This is a genomic window from Streptomyces sp. PCS3-D2 (genome assembly GCF_000612545.2).
Classification (GTDB): Bacteria; Actinomycetota; Actinomycetes; order Streptomycetales; family Streptomycetaceae; genus Streptomyces.
Map to the genome: position 1 here is coordinate 5,355,827 of NZ_CP097800.1, position 24,827 is coordinate 5,380,653.

The following is a 24,827-nucleotide window of genomic DNA, read 5'->3' on the forward strand; positions in this document are numbered from 1 at the left end:
CGGGCGGGTCGGGGTCAGGAAGCTGGAGGTTGAGGTAGGAACCGGCAGGCCAGCCCGGACCGGGCGGCGTCTCAGGCCGCCCGGCCAAGGCGTTCGGGGTGTGCCGGGCGCAGCGCCACCCGCACGGGTACAGGCGGGCGGGCTGCAGGCTGTGCGGCAGGAGCAGGGCCTCGCAGGCCGGCGGCCTGCGAGTCACAGGCGGCGGACGGCCACGGCCACGGCGGCCCGCCACCCGGCGGCCACGGCGCGGACCGTGACCACCAGGAACAGCAGGAGACCGACGGCCCAGGCCAACAGGCCCATGAACAGCAGGACGAGGAGGACGAGGGCGGTCAGGTTGCTCATCCCAGCCCGGGCTCTCTCTGGGCCGGCAGCGGCGTGGCGGGCGTCCGCAGCTCCCGCAGCTCCCTCGTCAGCGACTCGTTGCAGGCCTGCGCCTGGAGGAGCAGGGCGTCGAGTTTGCCCGCCCGCTCCCGCCAGGTCCGCAGCTCGGTGGCGAGCTCCGTCGCGCCGGGGACCGTGGTCATCTGCCGCAGGGCGCGGATCTGACCGCGCAGCAGCGTCTCCGTGGCGTCCGGGGTGGTGGACTCGGCCGGCGGCGGGGGCGGCCCGGGCCGTACGGCCAGCCGCGGCCGGGCCTTCTCCTCCTCCAGCCGCGACCGCAGGTACGCCACCTCCGCCTGCAGGCGCCGGCGCGACGCGAACCAGCCGCTCACAGGTCCGCCTCCTCGCGGGTCTCGCGCTCGGCGCAGTCCTCGCACCCGCAGTACGTCCACGACCCGTCGATGAACTCGGCGCCGCAGTCCTCGTCGTCCTCGGGGCCCGCACCGTCACCCGCCTCGGCCTCCTCGGCCGCCCGGCGCTCGTCGTCGGCGACGTCCAGGGCGATCTCGGCGGCCTTCTCCTCCTCGCGGGTGGGGTGCTCCACCTCGTCGGCGTACTCGGCGTAGTCGTGCATGGGTCCTCCGGGAGTCACGTCGCCGCACTCGTCGCAGACGAGGCCGGCCGGGGTACGGGTGTGGCGGGTGGTGAGGTGGGCGCAGTGGGGGGTGTGGCAGACGGCCCAGGCGTCCGGGGCGGCGCGGCGGTGCCGTCCGCTGCCGGGGCCGTAGGGCCAGTCGGCGGCCGGGAGCTCCACCGGCGGGAACCGGTGGGGCGGCCGGCGCTCCAGCGGAGGCCTCACCCCGTACTGGACGAGCTGCACCACGAGGCAGGCAACGGCGAAGAGCAGTAAGGGCAGCTCACGAGGCACGGTGCACCGCCCCGGACCAGGCAGTGACGGCGTCGCCGGTGATGACCAGGTAGACCGTCACGCCGTCGCGGCGGCCGCGCACGGTATACGTGCCGCCCAGGTAGGTCCCGGTCTGCGGGTCGGCCTCGAACCGCCCCAGCCACCACCGCAGGCAGTCGGGCGACTGCGGGCGGACGGTGACCTGCACCTCCGTCGCCGAGCGCACGACCGTCCCGAGGACGTCGGGCTGCGACGTCCGCAACCGCAACGCCAGGTCGGCGGCCGGGGAGTCCTCCTCCACGTCCGGGTCGATGGTGTGCACCGGGACGGTCACCGGCCGGACAGTGACCGGCCGGAGAGACGCGCGGGCGGCCGCGGTCTCCGGGGACTGCAGCAGCTGGCAGTCCTCCAGCGCCTGCGCCAGCTCCTCGGCCGTCGTGTGACCGAGCTCCATGGCCGCCTGCAGCGCGCCGGCCGCGTGCCGGACCCGCAGCACGGCGCTCACGACGCCTCACCGCCGGTCCGACCCGCGACGACGGCCTCCAGCTCGGCGATCCGCTCCCGCAGCCGGTGCTCGGGCGACCCGACCGGCACGACGGCGCGCAACTCGACCTGGCGGCTGCCGTACGTGAACTCCAGCTGGTACCAGTCGTGCGTGTCGTTGTACCGCCGGCCGTCGGCCTTGGGCGTCCCGCCGAACAGGTCGGCGGCCAGGTCCAAGAGCCTCGCGCCGTGCTCTTCCTGGCCCGGTGTGTACGGGTAGAGGGTGCCGCTCAGGACGATCGGGCCCTCCGGCAGGTGAACCCAGTACACCGCGGTGAGGAGGGTGGCGAGGTCCCGGTCCCGCTCGGCACGCAGGGTCAGCCGGGACAGCAGGACCGCGGACTGCGACGTCCGGGGCGGGGTGGTGGGGGGAGTACTGTCGTCGTCCATGGTGTTCCTCGATTCGTTGGGTTGAGGAATGCCGGGGTCGTTCCGGATGGCCGTCCGGGCGGCCCCGCTGTACGTCTGGGGTCAGGCGGTGAGGGCAGCCGGCTGGCGTTCGGCCATCCAGGCCCGGACCGCGTCGAGGTCGAAGCGGCGGCCGCGGAACGCGGTCGGCTCGACCGGGCACCCGTCCTTCACCCACTCGTTGACGGTCCAGTTGGAGACCCCGTACCGCGCCATCAGCTGGGCGGTCGTCAGGAGCGGGGCCACTCCGACGTCGCGGAGAACCTCGGTTCGCTCGGCGAGCGTCGCCATGGGGCGCTACCTTTCTACTGTGTCGGTTGAAACTCCAGGCAGGTCGAAGAGCGTATGGATTCGCTCGTCGAGGGCCGCGGCGATCAGCCATCCGGTCCGGGGGCGGCAGGTGTCCACGGCGGTTTCGCCGCGGCCTGCCACCTTGTGGACCGTTCGTGCGCTGATGCCGCGCCCCGTCACGTCGACCGCCCTGGTGGCCCCCGCGAGTGTCTCGGCGGTCAGCCCCTGGCGCTTCATCGCGTTTCGGATTGGCTGGCCGGCGCCCTTGCGGAGCAGGTTGGTCATCGTTCGCCTCGTGTGTTGTGGGGCGGTGCGGCGCGGTGTGCGCCGCCGTTGACACATTTCTACTGTGTCAGTGTCAGAGTGTCAATGAGCCTGCGTGAGTTTCAGTGAGGCGCTGTCGAGGGCAGGGCGGTTTACGGTTGCTCGCTGACGGGAATCGAACGGCTGTTCCATTGTTCCGCATATGCCAATGCGCCGGCGTGTGATGGGGAGGTCGCGCGCTGCGTTCATTCAGGCCATTGCTTCTACTTTCACTTGCAAAAGTAGAAGATCGGCGGGCACTCTTACCCCGTGGAGTACGAGGGGCAAACCGTCGGCGAGGATCTCGCGCAGCTGATCCAGCGACTCAAGGACCACTACAAGGTCAACGAGTCCGAGATCGCGCGCGCCATCGGCGCTGCCCCCGCGACGGTCAACGCCTGGGTGCACCGCAAGCGGGGCGGCTCCAAGGGGCCCCGCCGCCAGATGCTGGAACAGCTCGCCGCGGCCTACCCTCACTTCAGCCGCGAAGAGATCTTTGCCGCCGCCGGCCGTCGCGCCCCGGGCAGCCTCTCCGACGACGTCGAGCAGGAACTCCGCGACACGTTCGCCGAACTCACTCCGGAGCAGCAGCAGTTGATGCTGATCCAGATGCGCGCAGTCAGGGCCTCGAACTCGCAGTAGGGAATTCAGCCCGAGTCGTACAACCGTTGACCACACCCCAAGGTCTAACGCAAACGGGCGCGCTCACTCCATGTGCACGGCGATGAGCTTTTCGTACGCAGAGTGGTCGCATATTCACCTAACGGCGAGTACATTTCTGTCACACGGCCGACGCCCTCCCCCGCGGCTGACAACCCGTCCGCCTGCCCACGGGGGAATCAGCATGTGCATCCGCATCCGCATCACCTCCGCGCCCGCCGACACCTACCGGCACTGGGACGCGGCCAGCAACACCATCACCCTCCCCGCCACCTTGCCCGACACACGCCGCCTGTGGGCCCTGCGGCTGATCCTCTCCAAGATGGCCGTCCAGCAGCCTCCCGATGGTGCACGCTGCCACTGCGGGGCACCCGTTCGGCTCCTGCCCCGCGTACCCACGCAGCGGACGAGCAAGGAGGAGACGGTGATGCGCCATGGCGCGTAGAGCAACGAACAACCCCCGCCAACTGCGGGAACAGGGGTGCGGCTGCAAGCTGTGCCAGGAGAAGTACCCGCCGGCGAAGTACGGCGAGCGCCGGGCCCGCCGTGACTGTATCGGCTCCTGGCAGGCCCGCTACCGGGACCCGGACGGCAAGCAGTGCGGACCCGTTTTCCCCACCCAGCGCGAAGCGTCCGCGCACCTCGACAAGGTCCGCACGCAGATCCGCGAGGGCACCTACCAGGACCCGAAGCGCGGCGCCATCACCGTGGACGAGTGGTACGAAATCTGGTGGCCGACCGTCAAGGTCAAGTCCGTCACCACGGGGAACCGCAAGCTGTCCGCCTGGACCGTCCACGTACAACCGAAATGGGGCGCCCGGAAGCTGAACAGCATCACCTGGATCCAGGTGCAGGACTGGATCACCAACGAGGTCAAGGGCCACGCCACCCAGAAGAAGGTGTTGGAGCTGCTCCGGCACATGATGGTGGCCGCGCTTCGCGACCGGCGGATCAGCCTCAACCCGTGCCTCGACATCGAGGTGTCCCCGGCCCCGGCCAAGCACCCCGACGACCTCATCCCGCCCACCGCAGCGCAGGCCGCCCTGATCCGTGAGCACCTCACGGCGTACTACCATCCCTTGGTGGTGTTCGCCGAGGAGACCGGCATGAGGTGGGGCGAGTACACCGGCCTACGGGCGTGCAACGTCGACCTTGAGCGTTGCACGGTGAAGGTGAAGGAAGTTCTCGTCGACGACAAGGGAAAGATCCGCCGGAAGATGGCGCCCAAGTCGAGGGCCGGCTTCCGGACAGTGCCGCTCACGCCAGCCGCCGTCGAGGCCGTCCGGGTCATGATGGATCGGCATCGGCCCGCCATGACGGAGTCGTCCATCGAGGATGGCATGCACGCCGAAGAGCTGATCTTCCGTGGGCCGCTGGCCGGGCAGGCGAGGAAGGGCAAGGACGGTGTTGCCGTCGACCTGGACGGGGTCCTGACCAGGCCGAACTTCCGAAGGCACTGGATTCCGGCGATCAAGGCGGCCGGGCTGGCGCGCATCGTGAAGAATCCGGAGACCGGCCGCCACGAGTTCTGGCCGCGCGTGCACGACCTCCGGCACACGTTCGCCACCCGGCTGAAGGACGCGGGCGTCCCGGAGAAGGACGTCCAGGTCATCATGGGCCACGAGCGGGGCGGCCGGGTCACGTGGCTGTACCAGCACGCCGGGCCGCAACTCGTCGAGGAAGTGCGGTCCGCGCTGGTCACGGGGCGGCACCTGCGGGCAGTGGGGTAGCCGTGCGGATGCCACATCGATGCCACAACACCCCCTCACCGACCCTCACGAGAGCTCACGGAGGCTCACTCTTCGGCCGGGGAGGGGAGTTGAGGCAGGCTCACCGGCCCTCACTGAGCCTCACTAACCCTCACGGGGGTTCTACGGTTTCTTACAAAGCAGATGTCGGCGGTTCGAAACCGTCCGCGCCCACCAGTCAAAAGGCCCTCAACCGATCTTGGTTGGGGGCCTTCTGTACGCACATCTGACGGCAACGGGTACGGTCGGTGCTGCGCGGCCGGGGATCGGTGAGGGGCGCCTGTGCCTTCGTGCGGCGTTGCGATCAGCCACGCGGACCAGCAGCCCCAGCCGCGGCGGGCGACAGTCGACGAAGCGTCACTACTGGGCGTCCAGCAGGCGCGGCTCGACACGCATTCGGCGGACGTACTACAGCGGTGAGGGGCGACCGCGGAGACGGTGGACATCGTCGTGCCCGTGGCCCTCTGTGAGATGCCCAGTGAGTGGTGGGCCGGTTCAGCCCTGTAGGTGCGGCCAGCCGTCGCGGTTGGAGTAGCTTTCGAAGCAGCACCGGGTGGAGCGGTTCCATTCGTCGCCGGTGGCTAGCTTGTACGCCTTGTCCGGCACGTACAGCAGCCATTCGCCGTCGTACTCGGTGGAGGTGTACGGCGCGAATCCGTCGACATCGTAGAGGGCGCGTTCCCACACGGTTTGACCTGCGGCTACAACAGCGCAACGTGCGTACAGGAACGCATCGGACGACTGCGGGAACGGACTGCCGTCCCGGGCCGTCAGATCGGCCACCGGAAGTGTGCCGAGCTTCTCCTGGTCCAAGCGGTAGAGGGCCTCGGCGTGACGCTCCGCGAAGCCGATGATGTCGGGGAGGGAACGGCAGCTCAGCGTCTCGGCGAGGCGCTGGCAGCTCTCTTGGGTTGCTTCGCCGTCCAGGGTGGCTATCAGTGCCCAGAAATCGGCCCATGGCATTCTCACAGGCGCACGATGCCAGGGTGGTCTGACAACAACGAGCGCACCCAAGCGCATTGGGTTGTCAGCGCTCCGGCGTACGTTCTCGCCACGGCGAACAGACCCCCGGAGAACTGGCGTGCCTGGATGGCGGAGGTCGCCCGCGATGTCGAGGCCGGGATCATGGGGCCCGAGTGTGCCGGCGCGGCAGAGATGTACCCCGAGTCCTTGCTGGGGGCCACGGACTCAGCGCTGGAGGCGTTCGAGGCGGAGGTGCGGGTGCTCGTGGAGCCCTCGGACGAAGAGCTCTTCGGGACGGTCGAGAGGGCTGTTCTCGCCCTCAACGCTGTGCACAGCGACGCCGGCTTCGGCACCGTAGAGCGGGAGCAACTGCGCGAGTACATCGATCTCACCCTGGTCGAGCATGGAGTGGACGTGACTGCGCTGGCAGCGAGGAGAGGCATCGATCGTGCCGCGATCACGGACGCGCGGCGTGACGGGTGACCTTGACGTACCGAGCTTCCGCCGGTCTGCTGCGTGCGAGGGGCGAACCGGCCCAGCGCCGATCGAGACCACGCACGTCACGGCCGCGGTTGAGGGTACGGGGCTCCGCTTCTCCTGGGATGCCGATGCCCGGATCGAGGTACGGAACCTCGGGAGCGAGGTCGTCATCGAAGCGGATGCCGCGGGTCTCAGGACGCTTGCCGGGCATCTGCTGGTGTTGGCCGGGGAAGGAGTTCCGGATGGGGCCCATCTGCACCTCGAGGACGGCAACGGGCTGGACGTCGGGTCCGTGGGCCTGGTCCTGGAGCGCAACGACAGCGAATGACCCTTGTTGTGCGCGGTTGGGGACGCAGGGGTGACCGGCGATGCGCCCGCGGTGGCACAGTGGGCGGGCTTGCGGAGCAGATGCGGGCGGTGCGAAAAGCCGTCCGCGCCCACCAGCCACGAGGCCTCGCCGCTCACGGCTGGGGCCTTCGACGGTTCCGGATGACAGCCGCCCCCGGGCGGTGAGGTGCGCACATGGCATGCGAAGACCCCCGGCCCGGTGGGTCGAGGGTCTTGGGGTCGGCTCAGGCGTTGGGACGCTTGCCGTGGTTCGCCTTCTTCTTCTTGCGGGCCCGCTTCTTGTTGCCTCGCTTGGCCATGGTGACTGTCTCCCTACTCTCGGTGACCTTCACGACGCCGCCAGTCTAGGCGCCGTCCGGGACGGCCGCATCAGCATCCGCGCGCGCCCTTGGCCGTCGCCGCGGTGCGTGGGATCGTCGGGGGATGGGCGACTGGCTCGCATGGGGTGCGCCGGCCGCGGCAGTGGTCGCGGCCGTGCTGGTAGTGGTGGTCACGGAGCGTTCCCTCGGCGGAGCCTTCGAACGGAAGCGGAACGAGGAGCGGGAGCGGTTGCTCGCGCACCTCGCCGAACCCACCGCCGCCGTACCGGGCCCCCGGAAGTTCGAGGACGTCGGCGGCATTCGGGCCCCGGACCCGCAGGTGCAACTCGGCGACCGGCGGGACGACTTCACCCCGATCCTCGTGGAGTACTACGCCTACGGGCTCACTCAGGCGCGCAGCAGCTTCGGGACGAGCCAGCGGTTCGCCGGCGCGGGGGCCGCCATCCTGCTCCTCGGTATCGGGCTCGCCGTCCGGAAGGCCGAAGCCGGCGGCGAGCTGTACCTCGGCATCGTCACCAGTGCGACGGGCCTGGTCACGACCCTGATCGGGCAGCTCTTCCACCGGCGGGCCGACATCGCACTGCAACACATGGCCGACCAGACGGTCGCGTTGCGTGACGACCGCCGGGCCGCCGCGACGACCCAGCAGGCCATCGGGCTGCTGGGGACCGTCGACGACCCGGAGCTGAGAGCCCGCCTCCAGGCAGGCCTCATCATGAAGCTTTCCGGGGCCGAACTGCCCCGGTGAGCGGGATAGTGGAAACATGTGCCGATCGATCAAGACCCTGCGTCCGCCCGCCATCCCCGAGAAGGCGACCGAGGAGGAGATCCGGGCCGCCGCCCTGCAGTACGTACGGAAGGTGTCCGGGTTCCGGGTGCCCGCCGCGCACAACCGCGAGGTCTTCGACGCGGCGGTGGACGCCGTCGCCGAAGCCACCGCGGCCCTGCTCGACGGGGTGCATGTACGGGGGCAGACCGCACCCGGGTGATCCCGGTCCGGGTGTGTGTCCTACGAGGCCGCGCGGCGGCGCAGTACCCACACACCGCCGATCAGGGCGCCGGTGGCGAGCGTGGCGCCGACGGCGACCTGGGCCGTGCTCATCGAGCCGACGCTGCCGCCCGTTCCGCCGCGCGCGGCACCCGGGGTGACCTGGAGGGAGACGGTGACGCTCTGGCCGCCCGGGCCGCCGCACTCGAACCGGACCGGGTGGGCGCCGGGGTTGGCGTTGGAGAACACCGTGGCGCTGCCGAAGAGGTTGCTGGCCTCGAGGTTGCCGGGAGTCAGCCGCACCTCGCTGAACGCGGTCGACGTGACCCTGGCGACCTTGGTCCCGCACCCCGCGATGTTCAGGGCGACCCGGCCGCCCGGGGCGACCGTGGTGGGGGAGACGCTGGCGGAGGGAGCGGCGTGCGCGAGCGTGACAGGGGTGGCGGCTGCGATGAGGACGGCGGCGGCCGCGGCGGTCATCAGACGGCGCGGAGCGGCGGACCGTGAACGGTGGGCGATGGCCGGCGACTGGGCGAGCGGCATGGCGGGCATGGAGACAACTCCTCGGCTCCTCGAAACGGCGCGGCCAGGCCACGGATGTGACGCGGATTCGGTCCGCACCGTTCTCCGGACGCTAGGAGCCAGCCCCGCGGGCGGCGATCGGGGCCGGGTGAACGGGTGAGCCACTGCTCCGCCCGGGGGAGGCCGCCGCCCGGGACCGGTGCCCGCCCTACGCCGCGGGGGTCGCGCCCGGAGCCGAGGGCGGGCGGCGTACCAGGAACGCCGCGAGGGCGCCCGCGGCGAACAGCGCCACGATCGACACTGCGGTGCCGAGCCACTGGGTGCCCAGCCACTGGGTACCGAAATAGCCGAGGGCCACGCTGTAGCCGGCCCATGCCATGCCCGCCAGGACCGACCAGGGCAGGAACTCGGCGACCCTGCGCTGGGTCTTGCCCGCGCCGAGCGACACCACCGAACGCCCCGCGGGGGCGAAACGGGCGATCACCACGAGGGCGCCGCCACCGCGGGTGAGCGCCGCGCCCAGACGCTCCTGGGCGCGCGTCAGACGGCGCGAGCGGGCGATGGCCCGGTCCAGCCGGGGCCCGCCGCGCCGTCCCAAACGGTAGGCGGCCATGTCACCCAGCACCGATGCTGTTGTCGCGATCACGAGCAGCAACAAGATGTCCGGCACCTGCTCGGGCCCCGGGACCTGCACCGGCCCGGCCGCCCCGGCGGCGGACGCTGCCGCCGCGGCGGTGATCACCAGGACCCCGCTCGGCAGCACCGGAAGGAAGACGTCGAGCAGGATGGACAGCGCCACCAGGGCGTAGATCCATGGGCTCGTGGTCAGCGACCCCAGAGTCTCAAACACAGCGGGACTCCCCAGTCCGGTTGACGTGCTGCGGCATGAAGCGCCGCGACGTCGCGGGGGAGCGGCAGGGGCGGCTGACAGCCATACAGCGTACGCCCGGCATTCCCGCCCCGGCGGCCCGGGGCGGATCCCCCACCACGGCCGCGTCGACCCCGTCGACCCCCGCTCCTCCGGCCCGCCGACGCCGTGCCCGCCCGGACCGCCTACTCGACCGCCGTAAGCTCCCGGTCCAGCACCGTCACCAAGTGGGCCCCCGCACGCTTCTTGCGCGCCTGGTCCAGCCGTAGCCGCGCCGTCCGCCCGGACAGTGCCAGCGTCATCAGCTGGTTCCCGAACCAGGGACCCCCCGTACGCCGCCAGTTCAGCGGCGGCCGTCCCGTGCGCCCGTGCAGGGAGAAACCGCGCCCCAGCCACCGGCCGGTCCGCGACCAGCCCAGCCGGAACCCCCACTTGACCAGGGTGTGGATGGAGTTGTGAACCGGCGAGCACGTCAGCTGGAACACCCGCGCCGTACTGGGTATGTGAGGCTCGGCCACATACGCGTGGTGCACGTCCCCCGACAGCACGCACACCGTCGCCGGCGCCCGGGGCCCCGTCCCCACCTCCTCGATCAGATCGGTCAGTGCCGCGAACGATGCCGGGAAGGCCGCCCAGTGCTCCAGGTCGCTGCGCCGCCGCAGATCCTCGCCGATCCGGGCCCACCGCGGACCGCGCTCCCCGCGGCACAGGGCCGCATTCCACGTCTCCGCGTCATGGACCAGCGGTGGCATCAGCCAGGGCAGTGAGGACCCGATCAGCAGGTGGTCGTAGCCCCCGAGCCCGGCGAGGGCGTTCTCCCGGAGCCACTGCTGCTCCGCCGGATGGAGCATCGCCCGCCCGCCCTCGGCCAACACCCGAGCGGTCCGCGTGTCCACCATCAGCAGCCGGGTCCGCCCGAAGTCCCGCCGGTAGCTCCGGCGCACCGCGGCCGGATCGGCGTCCGCCGCGGACGCGAAGGCCCGCAGCGCGTCCGTGCCGTCGGGGTCCTCGCGGACCGCCTCGTACAGTTCGTCCGCCGCGAGCTCGGCAACCGAGAGATTGCCCAGGTGCTGGTACACCCAGTACGACATCAGGCCGCTCAGCACCCGCTCCCGCCACCACGGGGTCGCCCGCATCTCCGCGAGCCATGCCGCGCTCGTGTTCCAGTCGTCGATGACGTCGTGGTCGTCGAACATGTGCAGGCTCGGCACGGTTGACAGCAGCCAGCGGATCTCCGGGTCGCGCCACGACTCGTAGTAGAGCCGGGTGTACTCCTCGTAGTCCGCGACCTGGGCGCCGGGTGCCTCCCGCAGGTCCCGGCGGGCGGCGAGCCACTTCCGGGTCTCCCGCGACAGGGCATCGGCGTACACCTGGTCGCCCAGCAGGAGCAGGAGGTCCGGGCGCTCCGCGGCCGGGTCGGCGGCCAGCCTCGCCGCGAGGGCGTCCAGGGCGTCCGGGCCATGTGGACCGCGCCGGCCGGCGGGCGGGGCGGCCTGCCGGCAGGAGCCGAAGGTGACGCGCAGCCCGGGCGCGGGCCTGCCGGGTCCGGGCGCGGCCGGAGTGGTGATCGTGCTCGGCGGGAAGCCGCTGCCGGGCAGCGGCCACACCTGCCGGCCGTCGAGCCGTACCTCGTACGGCGACGTGGAGCCCGGAGTCAGGCCGGTCACCGGCACCAGCGCGTAGTGGTGCCCGGCTATCTGGAAGGTCCGCGTGCTCCCGCCGGCCCCGCCCGCGCAGCGCACTTCGGCCGTGCACGGGCGGTCCGTCTCGACCCATACGGTGGCCGATCCGCCCGTTTCCCAGTCGACGTGGCGCAGCAGCGGCCCCAGACGCAACCCGGCCATGCGACTCCCCCTCCTCCGTAGCCCCTTCGATCACGGTACGACGGGGAGGGGGAGCCACGCCTCCCCCTGACGGGGGAAAGGCGGGGGCCGGCGGCCCGGCGGCCCGGCGGGCACCGCCGGCGGCCGACCGGCGGTCCGACGGTGTTCCGGCCGAGAGGCGAGTGGGCGTGGGTCAGCCGTCGGTCAGCAGCCGTTGAGGACGTTGACCAGGGCCGTCTTCTCGCCCGAGTCCATGCTCAGGCCCCAGTACTGCTTCACGTTGACCCACATCCGCGCGTAGGTGCAGCGGTAGGCCGTCCTGGGCGGCAGCCACTTGCCGGGGTCGAGGTCGCCCTTGGCCTGGTTGACGTTGTCGGTGACCGCGATGAGCTGCGGGCGGGTGAGGTCGTTGGCGAACTGTTGGCGCTTGGACGTCGTCCAGGAGGAGGCGCCGGAGCGCCAGGCCTCGGCCAGCGGGACGACGTGGTCGATGTCGACGTCGGAGGCGGCCGTCCACGTGGCGCCGTCGTACTCCGAGTACCAGCTTCCGCTGACCGCGGCGCAGGAGGAGCTCTGGACGACGTTCACCCCGTCCCGCTTGAGCACGGTTTCGCGGGTGTTGCAGGTGCCGGAGACGGTACTCCAGTGGGGGAAGAGGGAGCGGCTGTACCCGCTGGTGGATCCCTCCGCCCTGGGGGTGACCGTGGCCAGGTAGGCGCGGGCGGCCGACGCGCTCATGGGCGTGGGCGGGGCGGCCTGGGCGGTCGGGGCGTTGAGGAGGGAGGTGAGCGCCGCCAGCGTGGCTGCTGACGCGAGCACGCCAATTCGACGCGCGTAGACGTTGGGCATGAGTGCCATGAGGGGCTCCCAGGGTGCGGGGGGTCAGGCCGATTCGCCCCGGCGGGGCGTGGCCATGCTGGCGCCATCGGGTTGCGAGGGGATGGGCGCCAGGTGACAGCGTGGCGACATGAACACGTCACATCAAGCCATGCAAGGCCCCGGATTTAAATGGCAATTGAGGTTCCGCCGATGTCCGACCGGCCAGGCCGGAGCGCGGCACGGGCAGGGCGGGGCATGGCGGGACGAAAGGCCCATTCCAGCCGGGCGTCGGCATCGCGTACTCTGTCGGGAGCAGAAGGGGAGTAGCTCTTCGCCGGACCGTCGACATACTGCTGGGTCACCCAGCCGGCGCCCGGAGGCAGGTCGCGCACCAGCGGCCGGCCAGCGAGACCTTCGGCCGCAGTGTCCTGTCCCGTCGTGGGCGCGTTTCGCACGCGCACGCGCACACCAGGGCGCCGCCGAGCCGAAGCGACCCCTGACACACCCCAGGTCTCTCGGTACCGATGGCGTCCTGCCCGACCGATTGAGGTTCCGCCTCCGTGTTCAGCTTCACCGTCACGGCGATCGCCTTCGGCGTCGTCTTCCTGGCCGAACTCCCCGACAAGACGGCCCTGGCAGGGCTGATGCTCGGCACGCGCTACCGCGCCTCCTACGTCTTCGCGGGTGTCGCCGCCGCCTTCGCCGTACACGTCGCCCTCGCCATCGCCGCGGGCAGCGTGCTCACCCTGCTTCCGCACCGACTCGTCCAAGCCGTCGTCGGCATCCTCTTCCTCCTCGGCGCGGCCATGCTGCTCCTGAAGAAGGACGACGGGGACGAGGAGATCAAGCAGCCCGCCGACCAGTCCTTCTGGAAGGTCTCCGGGGCCGGCTTCATGCTCATCCTGGTGGCGGAGTTCGGCGATCTGACCCAGATCATGACCGCCAACCTGGCAGCGCGCTACGACGACCCCGTCTCCGTCGGCATCGGCGCCGTGCTGGCGCTGTGGGCGGTTGCGGGCATCGGCATCCTCGGCGGCCGCACCCTCATGAAATACGTTCCGCTGCGGCTCATCACCAAGATCGCCGCTGCCGTGATGGCGGCGCTCGCCGTGTTCTCGATGTACGAGGCGATCGCGGGCTGAACGGACCGGGAGGGGCGGGGGAGGGGGTCACGGGGCGGTGCGGGCGCCCGCGGTGGAAACTCCGTTGCGGACGGTGCGTGCGGGCGGCACGCTCTGCGCGTGATCGACTCGACCTCCTCCACCGGCCCCGGCTCTTCCACCGGCCCCGGCTCTTCCGCAGACACCGGCCCCGACGCTGACACCGGCCCTGGCCGTGGCCCCGTGCCCGCCCCGCACCGCCGCTTCGGCTGGTCCAACATGTTCGTCGACCCGGACGCGGACCCGCGCGCCGACGGCGGCTTCCGGGGCGAGCGGGACGTGCTCATCGGCTACCTCACCGACCAGCGGCTGACGCTGGAGCTCAAGTGTGCGGGGCTCGATGCCGAGGCCCTCGCGCGGCGCTCCGTGGAGCCCTCCGACCTCTCCCTGCTGGGCCTCGTACGCCATCTCGCGGGCGTCGAGCAGTACTGGTTCCGGCAGGTCATGGCGGGGCAGGACGTACGCCGGCACTACCGCTCGGAGGAGGAGCCCACCGGGGAGTTCACGGGCGCGATAGCCGACCCGGAGGTGGTCGCCGACGCATGGGCGACGTGGCGGGCCGAAGTCGCCTTCGCCGAAGGGTTCGTCGCGCAGGCACCCGGTCTGGCCGTCACGGGCGACTGCGGCGGTGAGCCGATGGAACTCCGTGAGGTGCTGGTCCACATGATCGAGGAGTACGCCCGCCACAACGGCCACGCGGACTTCCTGCGAGAGCGCATCGACGGGCGCGTGGGCCAGTAGGTCGCCGGGGCCGGGGCCCGGACCCGGATCAGGGCCGGGCAGCCCGGGCCGGAGCCGTGCGGGTGTCGCGCCGCTACCGTGCGGGCGTGTCCTGGTGCTCGGGCCGCAGCGTGACGCGGACGGAGCCGTCGGGGTCGGCGCTGACGGTGAGGGACGTCAGGTCCGGGACGTGCACGGTCGGGCCGTGTGCGGCGGCGCGGGGACCCACGCCGATCACCCGCATGCCCGCCGCCCGGCCCGCGGCGATGCCCGCGGCCGAGTCCTCGAAGACGATGCACTCCGCCGGGTCCACTCCCAGCGCGGCGGCGCCCTTGAGGAAGCCTTCGGGGTCCGGCTTGCTGGCTCCGACGGACTCGGCCGTGACCCGTACCTCGGGCATCGGGAGCGCGGCGGCCGTCATCCGGGCGGTGGCGAGTGCGGCGTCGGCGGACGTGACCAGGGCGTGCGGCAGGCCGGCGAGCGAGGCCATGAAGGCCGGCGCGCCCGGGACCGGGACCACGCCGTCGGTGTCGGCCGTCTCGCGCGCCAGCATCTCCGCGTTCTCGGCGAGGTTGATCTCCATGGGGCGGTCCGGCAGGAGCACGGCCATGGTGGCGTAGCCCTGGCGGCCGTGGACCACCTTGAGGGCTTCCTGCGGGTCCAGCCCGTGGGAGAGGGCCCAATCGCGCCAGCAGCGTTCGACCACCGCGTCGGAGTTGACGATCGTGCCGTCCATGTCGAGGAGCAGGGCCCTGGCGGTGAGGGCTACGGGTGCGGTGGTGGTGCTGGCCGGCATCGACGGGGCTCCAGACGGGCGGGAAAAGAGAACAAGTGGTTCCGTCCACCGGTCAGGGAGTGAGGACGGAACCACTTTGTTCCATCACGATACAAAACGCGGGGCGGTCTGCGCCACTCGCGGGCGTGTGACCCCTGTCGCCCGACCCGACCCGACCCGACCCGACCCGACCCGACCCGACCCAATCCGACCCGACCCGCTCGCTCTGCCGTACTTCCCGCCTATCCCTCCAGCGCCTTGCGGGTGAGGGGCCCGTAGACGCCCCACTCCTGGTGGTCGATCCCGTTGTAGTACTGGAACATCGACAGCGCGTCCTCGACCTTCGAGTCGAACCTTCCGTGGAACCTGCCCCGGTAGAGGCCTTCCGCCGCCAGCAGCCGCTGGAGCTTCTCCACCTCCGGCCCCGAATCCCCGTAGCGCAGGATCGGCGCCTGGGTGGGCGGGGGCGTGCTGGCGGAACGGCTCGTGCGGGGCGATGCGCTCGGCGACGGGGGCGCTGAGGAGGCGGAACGGGACGCGGACGGCGACGGGGACGCGGACGGGGATGCCGACTTCGAGGCACTCGGCGACGCGGACACCGACGGGGACGCACTGTCGAGGCTCGGGCTGCCGGTCGGTGCGACCGAAGGCGCGCTCACCGCAGGCGCCGCGGCTTTCGCGTCCAGCAGGGTCGTCTCGCTGTCCGGGGAAGCGGGCAGCACCAACACCGCCACGGCCGTGCCGCCGAGGGCCACCGTCGCCGCGGCTGCGACCAGCAGTGCCAGCGGTCGACGGCGGGAACCGGAGCCGGAACGATCCTCCGGGCCCCCGCCCCCTCCTCCGCCGGTTGCGGGAGAGGGCGCCTTGATCGCGCGGAGCCTGACCGTCTCCGCCGGATGCGGTGCGGCCTCCTGTCCGGCCTGCCAGGGGCCCTCCTGCCACGGCCCGCCCCCCGGCGCCACGGGTATGCCGTACGCCGGGGTGTCGTCCTCCGAGCGCGTCGGCGGCGCGGGCGCGGACGACTGCGGCGGAGGAGCCGCCGAGGGGCCCACCACGCCGGACACGCGCTGCGGGGACGGCGGCGCAGCCTCGGCGGGAAGCTCGCCCGGATCGGACAGCGTCACGTACGGACGGATGCGCAGAGGGTTGAAACCCCCACCCGGTGCACACCCGCAGGCGGCGCCAGCAGCGTCGCAATTCGGACAGTGCTCACCGTTCACTGGGGACTCCCTCCCTGGCCATTGCCTGCGATTATGCAGACCCGCCGCGACCCTCCCAACCGCCCGAGAGGCCATAACCGGACACACCGCTCAGGATGGAAATGTTGATCCGGCCGGAGGAGGAATCGATGGCTCAGGATGCGACCAAAGGCGCCGCGGACCCCGTTCCCGGCCCGCACCAGGCCGCCCCCGCCGGCGAGCACAGCGCCCGGGAGGTCCTCGTACCCATCGGCGCCCTGCTCCTAGGTCTTCTGATCGCGGCGCTCGACCAGACCATCGTCTCCACAGCCCTGCCGACCATCGTCAGCGACCTCGGTGGCATGGCCCACCTGTCCTGGGTCGTCACCGCCTACATGCTCGCCGCCACCGCCGCCACACCCCTGTGGGGCAAGCTCGGCGACCAGTACGGGCGCAAGAAGCTCTTCCAGTACGCCATCGTCCTCTTCCTGATCGGGTCGGCCCTGTGCGGCCTGGCCCAGGACATGCCCCAGCTCATCGGTTTCCGTGCCCTCCAGGGCCTGGGCGGCGGCGGACTGATCGTGCTGTCGATGGCCATCGTGGGCGACATCGTCCCGCCCCGCGAACGAGGCCGGTACCAGGGCCTCTTCGGCGGCGTCTTCGGCGCGACCAGCGTGCTGGGCCCCCTGCTGGGCGGCCTGTTCGTCGACAACCTCTCCTGGCGCTGGGTCTTCTACATCAACCTCCCCATCGGTCTCGTCGCCCTCGTCGTCATCGCCGCCGCCCTCCACATCCCGGCGAGCAGGGCCAAACACACCATCGACTACCTCGGCACCTTCCTCATCGCGTGTGTCGCCACCTGCCTCGTCCTCGTCGCCTCGCTCGGCGCCACCTGGGGCTGGGGCTCGGCCCGCATCATCGGTGTCGCCGTCCTGGGCGCCCTGCTGCTCGTCGCCTTCCTCCTCGTCGAGCGCAAGGCCGCCGAACCCGTCCTGCCGCTGAAGCTCTTCCGCATCCGCACCTTCGCCCTCTGCTCGGCGATCAGCTTCGTCGTCGGCTTCGCGATGTTCGGCGCGATGGTTTACCTGCCGACCTTCCTGCAGATCGTCCAGGGCGTCTCACCGACCATGTCCGGCGTCCACATGCTGCCGATGGTCATCGGCATGCTGATCTCCTCGACCGCCTCCGGCCAGATCGTCAGCCGGACCGGCCGCTGGAAGGTCTTCCCGATCGCCGGCACCGCCGTCACCGCCCTCGGACTGCTCCTCCTCCACCAGCTCCAGCGCACCAGCTCCACCTGGGAGATGAGCGTCTACTTCTTCGTCTTCGGCGCCGGACTCGGCCTGGTCATGCAGGTTCTCGTCCTCGTGGTGCAGAACGCCGTCAGCTACGCCGACCTGGGCGTCGCCACCTCGGGTGCCACCTTCTTCCGCTCCATCGGAGCCTCCTTCGGCGTCGCGATCTTCGGCACGGTCTTCACCAACCAGCTGGACGACAAACTGGCCGCCTCCCTGGCCGGCGTCACCCTGCCCGCCGACGCCGGCATCCCCCAGCTGGAGGCGGACCCCCGGGCCATCGGCGCACTCCCGGCGAGCCTCCGACCCCGCGTGCTCGACGCCTACGCCACCTCCATCACCGACGTCTTCCTCTACGCCGTCCCGGTCGTCCTGGTCGCCTTCGTCCTCGCCTGCTTCCTGAGAGAGGACAAGCTCCGCGCCTCCGTCACCGCACCCGACGTGACCGAGACCCTGGCCTCCAACCCGGTCCAGCGCTCCTCCCGCGACGAGGTCGCCCGCGCGCTGTCCGTCCTCGGCACCCGAGAGGGCCGGCGCCACGTCTACGAGAAGATCACCGAGAAGGCCGGCTACGACCTGCTGCCCGCCTCCAGCTGGCTGCTGCTGCGCATCAACAAGTACGGCTCGGCGGAACCTGCACTGCTCGCCGAGCGGGTCAACGTGCCGGTGAAGGTGATCACCGATGCCGCCCGCCAGGTCGAGGAGCGCGGGCTCGCCGTCCGCGAAGGGCTGCCGCTGGTGCTGACCGAGCAGGGCAGCGAGGCCGCCGCGAAACTCAGCACGGCACGGCAGGAGTCCCTCGCCGAACTGCTCGGCGACTGGTGGGGCCCCGACCGCCCGACCGACCTGGTCAAGCTGGTTGAGGAGATCAACACGGAGCTGTGCGGATCGGACTCCGAGGAGCCCTACGACGCCGAGCCGCCCCGCGACCACGCCGCGCCCTGAGTCGTCCCGGCCGCGATCAGCCCAGGACTTTTTCGAACCAGTGCTCCGCATACGGGCCGGAGTTGTACGCGGGTATCTCGGTATAGCCATGACGCGCGTACAAGGCGCGTGCCTCCACGAGATCCGACCGGGTGTCCAGCCGGATCCGCTCGGCGCCCAGCGCACGGCTCTGCGCCTCCAGGGCCCGGAGCAGGGCCGCCCCGCCGCCCGTCCCACGGGCGCGCCGGTCGACGTACACCCTGGTGAGCTCGGCGGTCATCGCGTCGAGCATCCGGACGCCGCCGCACGCGAGCGCCTCGCCTCCCAGGCGACCGACGACGAACTGTCCTGTCGGCGGCGCCAGCCCGTCGTCCGGGAAGTCCAGCAGTCCTTGGTCGATCTCCGCCTCGGTGACCCCGCGTTTCCAATACCGGCCGGCTACTTCGGCGTAGTAGGCGCGGCGCAGCCGGGTGGCGTCGACCGTCGTGAACGGTTCGGGGCACACGGTCCACGACGGGGAAGAGGGAGGGCAAGGGGACGGGGAGGTGGAAGGGGCCGGTGTCGGCGGGCGGGGTTCGCTGTGCGTGGTCATGGCGTCATTGTGGAGTCGGGGTGCGATCTCCCGCGTGGAATATCCACAACGGCAGGCTGATGATAGGAAAAACGACATTCTGCCTCCCTGGAGGGTGTGAACGCCATGGCAGAGCATGCGGACTGTGCCCTGATCCGCCGCGGCTACGAGGCCTTCGGCAAGGGCGACATGGAGGCGTTGGGCGCGCTCATGACCGCCGACGTCATCCACCACGTGCCGGGCAGCAACCCCATGTCCGGACACCACAAGGGCCGGGAGCACGTCCTCGACTTCTACCGCCGTCTCGGCGAGGAGACCATGGGCACCTTCCAGGTGCACCTGGAGTCGGTGCTCGCGGACGGGCGCGGACACGTGATGAGCTTCCACACGGCGCGGGGCGACCGCGGTGACCGGGGCATCGAGATCCGCCAAGGCCTCTTCTTCACGATCGTCGGTCACAAGATCACCGACATCGACCAGTGCACTGCGGACATCGACGAGGAGGACACCTTCTGGAGCTGACGCGACTCCGACCCCGCTCCCCCGGTCCCGACCCCGCCCCGCCCGACCTGTGCGGCCGTCCCCGATGGCCCGCCCGCCCGGGAAGACGCCCGGGAAGACGCCCGGGAAGACCGCTCGGGAAAACCGCCGGGGAGACCGCTCGGCAGCATCCGCGCGGGGCGGCGGAGCGTGGGGTACGGGCGCCCGCACGCGCTCCGGGCGCCCGGCCGGTAGGCGTCAGGCCTGCTTCGGCCCCGCCTGCTGCACGACTTCGAACGACCACACCGTCGAAGCCGAAGCCGCCGGTGCCGGACGCTCCGCACCGGCCGGGCCACCCGCCCCGCCGCCGCCCTGGTGAGCAGCCTTCATCGGCCCCTCCATCCAGGCCTGGAAGTCCTCCTCCGAACGCCACCGCGTGTAGACGAGGTACTGGTCGGTGCCCTCGACGGGGCGCAGCAGCTCGAACCACTCGAACCCGTCCGAACCCTCCACCGCCCCGGCCCGCGACGCGAAGCGCCGCTCCAGGACCTCCCGCTGCTCGGCGGGAACCGTCAGCACGTTGATCTTCACGATGCTGGGCACATGACACCTCTCGGGAAACACAGGCCGGGCACTGCACCCGGCCTTGATCACGTGCGTGCAGTCTCCTACATCCCCCGGTCAAAGCTTCGTGAGGACGGTGCGCCGGCCTCCCCCGTGGCGCGGCGGGATCGACGCCTGCCGGTCGTCGGTCCGAGAGCGTGAACGGCCCGAGGGGCGGAACGGCCGCAAGGGGGGGTGAGCCCGACCGGTCCGCTGTCGGGGCGCCCCTCGCCGCCGCGCCCCTCGTGGCCGCGCCTCTTGCCGCGGTGCCTCTCGCCGCCGCGCCCCTGCCGGTGCGCGGCTCCCCTCGAATCGTCGATCTCTGACCCCGCCGCTGGCAAGGGGCACAACCCCACCGGCTATGCGCCGGGGGCGGTGTAGCGGACTCTGACGTCGAACAGCCCAAGCTCGGGTTCAGCGCCGACGTCACGGAAGAGTCGAGGTGCTGCCGGGCCCTCGGGGGCCGCGCGCATGGCGTCGAGGGCGGCGAGGTCCCGCCACAGCGTCTGGATCCGCCAGCGCCCGTCCGGCCCGCTCAGCAGCTCGGTTCGGATCAGCCCGTCGGGCAGCGGGCGGGCGACGAGCTCACGGTAGGCCGTGACGAGGTCCGCTTCGCGGCCAGCCGGGACGACCGCGCTGACCTCGGTCAGTATCGGTCCGGTCATGACCCTCACCTCCTGTGGTCCCACGCTACGCGGCAGACCCCGGAGTCGACCGCGTCACTGCACGCCGCCAGCCTTCACCGGATCCGCCGCGATCCCCGCCCGCCCGGCCGGCCTCTCGCGCACCACTGGTCTCTGCCGGGCCGGCCGGGACGGGGATCGTGCCAGGTGAGCCCGTACGCGAGGGCCATGGCGCCGTTCGCGGGCCATCACGATGCCCATCGAGCCGTCCCGGGGATCCCGCGGGGGATATCGTCGTGCGGGTAAGGGAGCGCGGCAGCCAGGCGAAGTCGGGGTTGCGGTCAACAGGGGCGGGAGGCCGGCGGGGCGTGGCGAACGCGGCGGAGCACGGCACAGCTAACGGACATGCCGGGGGCATAGGCGACGGCAGCAGACTCGGCGCGGCGCGGCTCCTGCTGTGGGCGCTGGCCGGCGCCCTCGCCGTCAGACAGGCCGCCGCGGTGCTGCGCGTGCCACCGGCCGAGTGGCTGGGCGGCTTCCACCTCCCCGGCAGCCTTCCGGCCTCCGGCGGCGCGGGCGGCGCCGGAGGCTCGCTCTACGCCTCCGGACAGTTCGCCGGCACTCCCTTCGCCGGGCTGGTCCTCAGGCCGATCGCCGGACTCGCTGCCCCCTCCCTGGAGGTGGCATGGACCTGCGTGACGCTGCTGTGCGTCGCCGCCATCGGCCTCGTCGCCGCCCGCGGCCTGCCCGACCCTGTGCCGCGGCGCACCGCGCTGCTGGCCGCCCCCGTCCTGACGGCCCTGATGATGGTCTCGCTGCCCGTTCGCGAGGCCGCCTCGCCCGGCCGGACCGCCGTCGTCCCCGTCCTGCTGGTGCTGCTCGCCGTCTTCCGGGCGCCCGGCGGCCGGCCGGCCTCCTCGTCGGTGTTGCCGCCGCGGTCCAGCCGGCGCTGCTGCTCTTCGCCCCACTGCTGTGGCTGACCGGACGCCGCCCCGCCGCCCGGACCGCCGCCGCGGCGTTCGGCGCGGCCACCGCCCTGTCGTGGGCGGCCCTGCCGCGCGACTCCTGGACGTACTGGGTGCACCACCTGGGCGGCACCGGGCTCGGCGGCTCGCCCGAAAGCCTCGCCAACCAGTCCGTGCACGGCGCGCTGCTGCGCCTGGGCCTGAGCGGACCGGCCGAGGTCCTGCTCTACGCCGTCCTCGCGGGCGCCATCGTCTGGTTCGGCCTGCGCCGCGCGGTCCGCTATGCCCGCGACGGCCAGCTGCTGCTCGCCGTCGCCGTCACCGGCTGCGCGGCCGTCGCCGTGTCCCCGACCGGCTGGCGCCACCAGCTGCTGTGGGTGCTCCTCGCCGTCGCGGGCAAGGTGGGCAAGCGTGCCGCCGACCGGCGGGTGTGGCCGGTGGCCGTGGTCCTCGCCATGACCCTGCCGAGCGCGGTACTGCTGCCGAACCTGGCCGTGCTGGCGCCCGTACGCGACAACGTGCTGCTGCTCACCGCGGTGGCGGCGGCCTGCGCGGTGCCGTTCCTGCCCCGCTCGTCCCCGTACTGGCGCGACCCCGTGCCGACCGACCACGCCCGGCCGGCGGCGGCCCGCTGGTCGCGCGTGCCGCTGATGCCGTTCTGGCGGCGGGTGCTGTCCCGCCCGAACCTGCTGTTGGAACTCCTGCTGATACGGGTCGGCTACTCGCTCTACTCCCACATCCGGGCGGCCGCGCCCACCAGCCGCTCCCTCGCCGAGGGCAACGGCCGCCAGATCCTCGGGATGGAGAGGGCGCTCGGGCTCGACATCGAGCACGCCGTGAACCAGGCCGTGGTGGCGACGCCCTGGCTGGAGGCCTTCTTCAACTTCTACTACACCTCCTTCCACTTCGTGGTCCCCCTGACGATCCTGGCCGTCCTCTACTGGCGGCGCCCCGGCGACTACCGCTGGGCCCGTGCCTCCCTGGGCCTGGCCACCGTCCTCGCCCTCGCCGGGTTCTGGCTCTACCCGCTCGCCCCGCCGCGCCTGATGCCCGGGCTCGGCTTCGTCGACACCGTGCACGGCCCACAGGACCTCGCCAACCCGTCGTACGGGGCCATGACCGCGATCTCCAACCAGTACGCGGCGATGCCTTCGCTGCACTTCGGCTGGTCCCTGTGGTGCGGGATCGTCATCGTGATGCTGGCCCCGAAGGGCGGGCTGAAGCTACTGGGGGCACTGCACCCGCTGATCACGGTGTGCGCGATCGTCGCCACCGCCAACCACTGGGTGCTGGATGCGGCCGGCGGAGCGGTCGTCGTGATCGCCGGCTTCGGGCTCGTCCACGTCCTGTCCGGACCTCGCGGCCTGCGCGTGGACCTCCCGGCGCAGCCGAGCGGGGACGGTGCGGAGCGTGCCGCAGCGGTTGGCGTGCCGGCGACGGCGACGGCGGCGGCGACGGCGGCCGAGCCCGTCGCAGGCCCGCGCCTCTAGGCGTGCCCCCAGGCGGCGGCCGGGCGATCCGGGCCGCGCAGGCCGAAGGGGCGCCGGGGCGCATGCCGCCCCGGCGCCCCTTCGGCTGGATCGCCGCTGTGAGTCAGGATCACCCCGTCCGGGTGGTGGCGCCACTCGAAAGGCGGTCCGCGGCGACCGGTGGACGCCAGGAGCCGGTGGACGGCCGGGCCAGGGGGCGGGACCGGGGCAGGGGCCGGGCCGCGGGCGGGCGGAGCGGACCTCGCCGCCGCGGCCCCGGGCTCCGGGTCAGCCGTGGCTGACCCGGAGCTCCTTGATGCCGTTGAGCCACGCGGCCCGCAGCCGGCGCGGGTTCTCCCCGGTCAGCCGCAGTCCGGGCAGGGCGTCGGCCAGGGCGTTGAAGATCAGGTCGATCTCCATGACGGCCAGGGACTTTCCGAGGCAGAAGTGCGGACCGCCACCGCCGAAGCCCAGGTGCGGGTTCGGGTCGCGGGTGATGTCGAAGACGTCCGGGTCCCGGAAGACCTCGGGGTCGTGGTTGGCGGAGGAGTAGAACATCCCCACCCGGTCTCCCGCCTTGATCTTCTGGCCGCCGAGCTCGGTGTCCTGGGTGGCAGTGCGCTGGAAGGACACCACAGGGGTGGCCCAGCGGACGATCTCCTCCGCGGCGGTGGACGGCCGGGCCGCCTTGTAGAGCTCCCACTGCTCGGGGTGGGTCAGGAAGGCGTGCATGCCGTGGCTGATGGCGTTGCGCGTGGTCTCGTTGCCCGCGACAGCCAGCAGCAGTACGAAGAAGCCGAACTCGTCGGAGCCGAGGTTGCCCTGGCCCTCGGCGGCCACCAGTTGGGTCACGATGTCGTTCGCCGGGCACTCCTTGCGCTGCGCCGAGAGGTTCATCGCGTAGCCGATGAGTTCCATGGCGGCGTTGGAGCCGACCTCGGCCGTGATCGCGTACTCCGGGTCGTCGTAGGCGATCATCTTGTTCGACCAGTCGAAGATCTTGGAGCGGTCCTTCTGCGGCACGCCGATCAGTTCGGCGATGGCCTGCAGCGGGAGTTCGCACGCCACCTGCGTGACGAAGTCGAAGCTTCCGTCGGCCGCTGCCGCGGCGGCCTCCTCGACGATCTTCCGGGCCCGGTCGCGCAGGGCCGCCTCCAGCCCGCGGATGGCGCGCGGGGTGAAGCCGCGCTGCACGATCTGGCGCACGCGGGAGTGCTCCGGCGGATCCATGTTCAGCATGATCAGCCGCTGGGCGTCGATCGCGTCGCGCTCGATGTGCTCGTTGAACCGGATGATCGCGGTGTTGGTGGTCGAGGAGAACAACTCGGGGTGCGTGGAGACGTATTTGACGTCCGCGTGCCGGGTCACGGCCCAGTACCCCTCGTCGTCGAAGCCGGTGACCCCCCGGGGTTGCGCGCACCACCACACGGGAGCGGTCTGTCGCAGCTGTGCGAACTCCGGGTGGGGGACCCGGCTCTGGAGGAGGTCGGGGTCGGTGGCGTCGAAGCCGTCGGGGAGCGCGGGGCAGGACATCGGGCAACTCCAAAGTCTGACGGACCATCAGAAGTTGGCCTCGAAGGTAGTAACGAGTTCCAGAAGTCACAAGGGCCGACGCGTCAACTGTTGCGTGTGGAATCCGTGCAGGGCACGTGCAAGACCCTTGCGTGCCGGGCTCCACGTCACGAGACTGCGGGTAGAACTAGAACGCGTACTAGTTCGGGGCGGGGCGCCGGGACGGCCCGCCGCGCT

Annotated in this window: 30 protein-coding genes and 2 pseudogenes; 13 read left to right on the forward strand and 19 right to left on the reverse strand. The window is 71.7% G+C overall.

Annotation, left to right across the window (positions count from 1 at the left end):
• Positions 1–192: 192 nt before the first annotated feature.
• The 7 genes from AW27_RS23745 to AW27_RS23775 form a co-directional block, all read right to left on the reverse strand.
• Positions 193–345 (reverse strand): hypothetical protein, encoded by a 153-nt coding sequence (locus AW27_RS23745; RefSeq protein WP_157840341.1) that lies wholly within the window; start codon positions 343–345, stop codon positions 193–195.
• Positions 342–716: a hypothetical protein gene (locus AW27_RS23750; protein WP_037930813.1), complete on the reverse strand. Its 375-nt coding sequence runs from the start codon at positions 714–716 to the stop codon at positions 342–344. Before AW27_RS23750 ends, AW27_RS23745 begins: the two co-directional genes overlap by 4 nt.
• The gene (locus AW27_RS23755; protein WP_157840342.1) at positions 713–1,252 is read right to left on the reverse strand and encodes a hypothetical protein; all 540 of its coding nucleotides are present in this window, start codon (positions 1,250–1,252) and stop codon (positions 713–715) included. The genes AW27_RS23750 and AW27_RS23755 overlap by 4 nt, the downstream gene beginning before the upstream one ends.
• Positions 1,242–1,736, reverse strand: a complete 495-nt coding sequence (locus AW27_RS23760; RefSeq protein ID WP_037930820.1) for a hypothetical protein — start codon at positions 1,734–1,736, stop codon at positions 1,242–1,244. Before AW27_RS23760 ends, AW27_RS23755 begins: the two co-directional genes overlap by 11 nt.
• The gene (locus AW27_RS23765) at positions 1,733–2,164 is read right to left on the reverse strand and encodes a hypothetical protein (protein ID WP_304949905.1); all 432 of its coding nucleotides are present in this window, start codon (positions 2,162–2,164) and stop codon (positions 1,733–1,735) included. Before AW27_RS23765 ends, AW27_RS23760 begins: the two co-directional genes overlap by 4 nt.
• Before the next feature lie 81 nt (positions 2,165–2,245).
• A complete protein-coding gene (locus AW27_RS23770) occupies positions 2,246–2,473 on the reverse strand; it encodes a helix-turn-helix transcriptional regulator (RefSeq protein ID WP_037927479.1) in 228 nt (75 codons plus the stop codon).
• A 6-nt stretch (positions 2,474–2,479) separates the two neighbouring features.
• Positions 2,480–2,758, reverse strand: a complete 279-nt coding sequence (locus tag AW27_RS23775; protein WP_037927476.1) for a hypothetical protein — start codon at positions 2,756–2,758, stop codon at positions 2,480–2,482.
• A gap of 288 nt (positions 2,759–3,046) precedes the next feature.
• On the opposite strand from AW27_RS23775, the gene AW27_RS23780 reads away from it, so the two are divergent.
• The 4 genes and pseudogenes from AW27_RS23780 to AW27_RS23795 all read left to right on the forward strand — a co-directional run.
• A complete protein-coding gene (locus AW27_RS23780) occupies positions 3,047–3,418 on the forward strand; it encodes a hypothetical protein (RefSeq protein WP_037927474.1) in 372 nt (123 codons plus the stop codon).
• A gap of 202 nt (positions 3,419–3,620) precedes the next feature.
• On the forward strand, positions 3,621–3,881 hold the full coding sequence (locus tag AW27_RS23785; protein WP_052031224.1) for a hypothetical protein: 261 nt from the start codon (positions 3,621–3,623) through the stop codon (positions 3,879–3,881).
• On the forward strand, positions 3,871–5,166 hold the full coding sequence (locus AW27_RS23790; RefSeq protein WP_078556982.1) for a tyrosine-type recombinase/integrase: 1,296 nt from the start codon (positions 3,871–3,873) through the stop codon (positions 5,164–5,166). Before AW27_RS23785 ends, AW27_RS23790 begins: the two co-directional genes overlap by 11 nt.
• Before the next feature lie 312 nt (positions 5,167–5,478).
• Positions 5,479–5,691: pseudogene (locus tag AW27_RS23795) on the forward strand (GntR family transcriptional regulator); the annotation flags it as partial.
• On the opposite strand, the gene AW27_RS23800 reads toward AW27_RS23795, so the two are convergent.
• Entirely contained in the window at positions 5,680–6,147 is a 468-nt protein-coding gene (locus tag AW27_RS23800) for a DUF4240 domain-containing protein (RefSeq protein WP_037927472.1), read from the reverse strand. The pseudogene AW27_RS23795 and the gene AW27_RS23800 overlap by 12 nt on opposite strands.
• A 126-nt stretch (positions 6,148–6,273) precedes the next feature.
• Here AW27_RS23800 and AW27_RS23805 point away from each other — a divergent pair, with 126 nt between their 5' ends.
• Both AW27_RS23805 and AW27_RS23810 read left to right on the forward strand, forming a co-directional pair.
• Positions 6,274–6,630, forward strand: a complete 357-nt coding sequence (locus AW27_RS23805) for a hypothetical protein (RefSeq protein WP_052031223.1) — start codon at positions 6,274–6,276, stop codon at positions 6,628–6,630.
• Positions 6,620–6,955 (forward strand): Imm32 family immunity protein, encoded by a 336-nt coding sequence (locus AW27_RS23810; protein ID WP_236647818.1) that lies wholly within the window; start codon positions 6,620–6,622, stop codon positions 6,953–6,955. The genes AW27_RS23805 and AW27_RS23810 overlap by 11 nt, the downstream gene beginning before the upstream one ends.
• 244 nt (positions 6,956–7,199) lie before the next feature.
• On the opposite strand, the gene AW27_RS34450 is transcribed toward AW27_RS23810, so the two are convergent.
• Positions 7,200–7,274, reverse strand: coding sequence for a 50S ribosomal protein bL37 (locus AW27_RS34450; RefSeq protein WP_099895366.1), 75 nt, complete (start codon positions 7,272–7,274; stop codon positions 7,200–7,202).
• Positions 7,275–7,398: 124 nt separating this feature from the next.
• On the opposite strand from AW27_RS34450, the gene AW27_RS23815 reads away from it, so the two are divergent.
• Together AW27_RS23815 and AW27_RS23820 are read left to right on the forward strand one after the other, a co-directional pair.
• Positions 7,399–8,043, forward strand: a complete 645-nt coding sequence (locus AW27_RS23815; protein WP_236647817.1) for a TRADD-N-associated membrane domain-containing protein — start codon at positions 7,399–7,401, stop codon at positions 8,041–8,043.
• A gap of 16 nt (positions 8,044–8,059) precedes the next feature.
• Positions 8,060–8,284: a DUF2277 domain-containing protein gene (locus AW27_RS23820; protein ID WP_037927469.1), complete on the forward strand. Its 225-nt coding sequence runs from the start codon at positions 8,060–8,062 to the stop codon at positions 8,282–8,284.
• A 20-nt stretch (positions 8,285–8,304) separates the two neighbouring features.
• Here AW27_RS23820 and AW27_RS23825 read toward each other — a convergent pair whose 3' ends face one another.
• The 4 genes from AW27_RS23825 to AW27_RS23840 all read right to left on the reverse strand — a co-directional run bounded on the left by AW27_RS23825 (position 8,305) and on the right by AW27_RS23840 (position 12,345).
• Positions 8,305–8,835 (reverse strand): hypothetical protein, encoded by a 531-nt coding sequence (locus AW27_RS23825; protein WP_236647815.1) that lies wholly within the window; start codon positions 8,833–8,835, stop codon positions 8,305–8,307.
• A 178-nt stretch (positions 8,836–9,013) separates the two neighbouring features.
• A complete protein-coding gene (locus AW27_RS23830) occupies positions 9,014–9,655 on the reverse strand; it encodes a DedA family protein (protein WP_078556980.1) in 642 nt (213 codons plus the stop codon).
• Positions 9,656–9,858: 203 nt separating this feature from the next.
• A complete protein-coding gene (locus tag AW27_RS23835) occupies positions 9,859–11,517 on the reverse strand; it encodes an alkaline phosphatase D family protein (protein WP_037927466.1) in 1,659 nt (552 codons plus the stop codon).
• A gap of 183 nt (positions 11,518–11,700) precedes the next feature.
• Positions 11,701–12,345: an HNH endonuclease family protein gene (locus AW27_RS23840; protein WP_037927751.1), complete on the reverse strand. Its 645-nt coding sequence runs from the start codon at positions 12,343–12,345 to the stop codon at positions 11,701–11,703.
• A 530-nt stretch (positions 12,346–12,875) separates the two neighbouring features.
• Between AW27_RS23840 and AW27_RS23845 the strand changes: the two genes are divergently transcribed.
• Both AW27_RS23845 and AW27_RS23850 read left to right on the forward strand, forming a co-directional pair.
• Positions 12,876–13,457 (forward strand): TMEM165/GDT1 family protein, encoded by a 582-nt coding sequence (locus AW27_RS23845; RefSeq protein WP_037927464.1) that lies wholly within the window; start codon positions 12,876–12,878, stop codon positions 13,455–13,457.
• 237 nt (positions 13,458–13,694) lie between these two features.
• Complete coding sequence (locus AW27_RS23850) at positions 13,695–14,216, forward strand: DinB family protein (RefSeq protein WP_078557002.1); 522 nt, start codon at positions 13,695–13,697, stop codon at positions 14,214–14,216.
• Positions 14,217–14,289: 73 nt separating this feature from the next.
• Here the strand turns inward: AW27_RS23850 and AW27_RS23855 are convergent, their stop codons facing one another.
• On the reverse strand, positions 14,290–14,991 hold the full coding sequence (locus tag AW27_RS23855) for an HAD-IA family hydrolase (protein ID WP_037927461.1): 702 nt from the start codon (positions 14,989–14,991) through the stop codon (positions 14,290–14,292).
• Positions 14,992–15,212: 221 nt separating this feature from the next.
• Positions 15,213–16,094, reverse strand: a complete 882-nt coding sequence (locus AW27_RS23860) for a peptidoglycan-binding domain-containing protein (RefSeq protein ID WP_052031222.1) — start codon at positions 16,092–16,094, stop codon at positions 15,213–15,215.
• A 224-nt stretch (positions 16,095–16,318) separates the two neighbouring features.
• On the opposite strand from AW27_RS23860, the gene AW27_RS23865 reads away from it, so the two are divergent.
• Entirely contained in the window at positions 16,319–18,388 is a 2,070-nt protein-coding gene (locus AW27_RS23865) for an MFS transporter (protein ID WP_037927742.1), read from the forward strand.
• A 16-nt stretch (positions 18,389–18,404) separates the two neighbouring features.
• Here AW27_RS23865 and AW27_RS23870 read toward each other — a convergent pair whose 3' ends face one another.
• Positions 18,405–18,959 carry a GNAT family N-acetyltransferase gene (locus tag AW27_RS23870; protein ID WP_078556976.1) on the reverse strand — a complete coding sequence of 185 codons (555 nt, stop codon included), beginning with the start codon at positions 18,957–18,959 and terminating at the stop codon, positions 18,405–18,407.
• A 105-nt stretch (positions 18,960–19,064) separates the two neighbouring features.
• On the opposite strand from AW27_RS23870, the gene AW27_RS23875 reads away from it, so the two are divergent.
• Complete coding sequence (locus tag AW27_RS23875) at positions 19,065–19,460, forward strand: nuclear transport factor 2 family protein (protein ID WP_037927737.1); 396 nt, start codon at positions 19,065–19,067, stop codon at positions 19,458–19,460.
• Positions 19,461–19,676: 216 nt separating this feature from the next.
• On the opposite strand, the gene AW27_RS23880 is transcribed toward AW27_RS23875, so the two are convergent.
• A complete protein-coding gene (locus AW27_RS23880; protein WP_037927458.1) occupies positions 19,677–20,021 on the reverse strand; it encodes an antibiotic biosynthesis monooxygenase family protein in 345 nt (114 codons plus the stop codon).
• A 359-nt stretch (positions 20,022–20,380) separates the two neighbouring features.
• The gene (locus AW27_RS23885; RefSeq protein ID WP_037927455.1) at positions 20,381–20,686 is read right to left on the reverse strand and encodes an antibiotic biosynthesis monooxygenase family protein; all 306 of its coding nucleotides are present in this window, start codon (positions 20,684–20,686) and stop codon (positions 20,381–20,383) included.
• 326 nt (positions 20,687–21,012) lie between these two features.
• On the opposite strand from AW27_RS23885, the pseudogene AW27_RS23890 reads away from it, so the two are divergent.
• Positions 21,013–23,099 (forward strand): annotated as a pseudogene (locus AW27_RS23890) (bifunctional glycosyltransferase 87/phosphatase PAP2 family protein).
• 267 nt (positions 23,100–23,366) lie between these two features.
• On the opposite strand, the gene AW27_RS23895 reads toward AW27_RS23890, so the two are convergent.
• Positions 23,367–24,611, reverse strand: a complete 1,245-nt coding sequence (locus tag AW27_RS23895) for a cytochrome P450 (protein ID WP_037927452.1) — start codon at positions 24,609–24,611, stop codon at positions 23,367–23,369.
• Between the last annotated feature and the right edge of the window lie 216 nt (positions 24,612–24,827).

Bases quoted from the DNA above. Each gene is read 5' to 3' on its own strand.
- AW27_RS23870 (WP_078556976.1), bottom strand. From the start codon at position 18,959: ATGACCACGCACAGCGAACCCCGCCCGCCGACACCGGCCCCTTCCACC.
- AW27_RS23800 (WP_037927472.1), bottom strand. From the start codon at position 6,147: ATGCCATGGGCCGATTTCTGGGCACTGATAGCCACCCTGGACGGCGAA.
- AW27_RS23770 (WP_037927479.1), bottom strand. From the start codon at position 2,473: ATGGCGACGCTCGCCGAGCGAACCGAGGTTCTCCGCGACGTCGGAGTG.
- AW27_RS23785 (WP_052031224.1), top strand. From the start codon at position 3,621: ATGTGCATCCGCATCCGCATCACCTCCGCGCCCGCCGACACCTACCGG.
- AW27_RS23850 (WP_078557002.1), top strand. From the start codon at position 13,695: ATGTTCGTCGACCCGGACGCGGACCCGCGCGCCGACGGCGGCTTCCGG.
- AW27_RS23835 (WP_037927466.1), bottom strand. From the start codon at position 11,517: ATGGCCGGGTTGCGTCTGGGGCCGCTGCTGCGCCACGTCGACTGGGAA.
- AW27_RS23775 (WP_037927476.1), bottom strand. From the start codon at position 2,758: ATGACCAACCTGCTCCGCAAGGGCGCCGGCCAGCCAATCCGAAACGCG.
- AW27_RS23875 (WP_037927737.1), top strand. From the start codon at position 19,065: ATGGCAGAGCATGCGGACTGTGCCCTGATCCGCCGCGGCTACGAGGCC.
- AW27_RS23885 (WP_037927455.1), bottom strand. From the start codon at position 20,686: ATGACCGGACCGATACTGACCGAGGTCAGCGCGGTCGTCCCGGCTGGC.
- AW27_RS23820 (WP_037927469.1), top strand. From the start codon at position 8,060: ATGTGCCGATCGATCAAGACCCTGCGTCCGCCCGCCATCCCCGAGAAG.
- AW27_RS23765 (WP_304949905.1), bottom strand. From the start codon at position 2,164: ATGGACGACGACAGTACTCCCCCCACCACCCCGCCCCGGACGTCGCAG.
- AW27_RS23745 (WP_157840341.1), bottom strand. From the start codon at position 345: ATGAGCAACCTGACCGCCCTCGTCCTCCTCGTCCTGCTGTTCATGGGC.
- AW27_RS23895 (WP_037927452.1), bottom strand. From the start codon at position 24,611: ATGTCCTGCCCCGCGCTCCCCGACGGCTTCGACGCCACCGACCCCGAC.
- AW27_RS23865 (WP_037927742.1), top strand. From the start codon at position 16,319: ATGGCTCAGGATGCGACCAAAGGCGCCGCGGACCCCGTTCCCGGCCCG.
- AW27_RS23805 (WP_052031223.1), top strand. From the start codon at position 6,274: ATGGCGGAGGTCGCCCGCGATGTCGAGGCCGGGATCATGGGGCCCGAG.
- AW27_RS23825 (WP_236647815.1), bottom strand. From the start codon at position 8,835: ATGCCCGCCATGCCGCTCGCCCAGTCGCCGGCCATCGCCCACCGTTCA.
- AW27_RS23840 (WP_037927751.1), bottom strand. From the start codon at position 12,345: ATGCCCAACGTCTACGCGCGTCGAATTGGCGTGCTCGCGTCAGCAGCC.
- AW27_RS23855 (WP_037927461.1), bottom strand. From the start codon at position 14,991: ATGCCGGCCAGCACCACCACCGCACCCGTAGCCCTCACCGCCAGGGCC.
- AW27_RS23815 (WP_236647817.1), top strand. From the start codon at position 7,399: ATGGGCGACTGGCTCGCATGGGGTGCGCCGGCCGCGGCAGTGGTCGCG.
- AW27_RS23790 (WP_078556982.1), top strand. From the start codon at position 3,871: ATGGCGCGTAGAGCAACGAACAACCCCCGCCAACTGCGGGAACAGGGG.